This is a genomic window from Bradyrhizobium sp. BR 10261 (assembly GCF_019455395.1).
Lineage (GTDB): Bacteria > Pseudomonadota > Alphaproteobacteria > Rhizobiales > Xanthobacteraceae > Bradyrhizobium > Bradyrhizobium manausense.
Map to the genome: position 1 here is coordinate 1 of NZ_JACOFQ010000076.1, position 562 is coordinate 562.

The following is a 562-nucleotide window of genomic DNA, read 5'->3' on the forward strand; positions in this document are numbered from 1 at the left end:
CCTCTGTGACCCGTCTCACGGTCTAAGCGCACGGGCCGCGATACTCCTGTGGTCACGAGATGAGAGGGAATGGACCCTCCACAACAGCGGGAGACACAAATGGCCGAGCGTAGCAATCGAGACCGTAAAGAGTTGGACGAGCGCGAACTGAGCTCCGTGTGCGGCGGCTTCATCAATGACGGTGGCTGCATCGGGCCCTGGATCGTGGATGGGAAGATCACGACCCACCAGCCCATGGGTCCGAACCCCTGGTTGCCTGGCGGCATCTTCCATCGCTGAGATCTGCGCCTTCGAACAATTCATCACATCCATCATTTGAAGAGGAGCGACCAACATGCTGAACCCAAAACATGCGAAATCGGAAATCATCGAACTGAATGATGCAGAACTCGAGGCGGTTGTCGGCGGCAACTGGCTTGGAGACGCCTTCCGTGCCATCGGCGGCGCCATCAAGGATGCCGTGGAGTGGGTCGGCGGGTTTATCCTTGGCGGCTTGCAGGGTCCAGGCAACCTGCGCGGCCCGTTTGGCCCGGGCTCAGGGCCGGGGCAGCCGCCCTTCTGA

General features: G+C 60.7%; 2 protein-coding genes. Both read left to right on the top strand.

Annotated features, from left to right (window positions below; translation table 11 throughout):
- The first annotated feature begins 99 nt into the window (after positions 1 to 99).
- Complete coding sequence (locus HYH07_RS36190) at positions 100 to 279, top strand: hypothetical protein (protein WP_220006923.1); 180 nt, start codon at positions 100 to 102, stop codon at positions 277 to 279.
- Positions 280 to 334: 55 nt separating this feature from the next.
- The gene (locus HYH07_RS36195) at positions 335 to 562 is read left to right on the top strand and encodes a hypothetical protein (RefSeq protein ID WP_220006924.1); all 228 of its coding nucleotides are present in this window, start codon (positions 335 to 337) and stop codon (positions 560 to 562) included.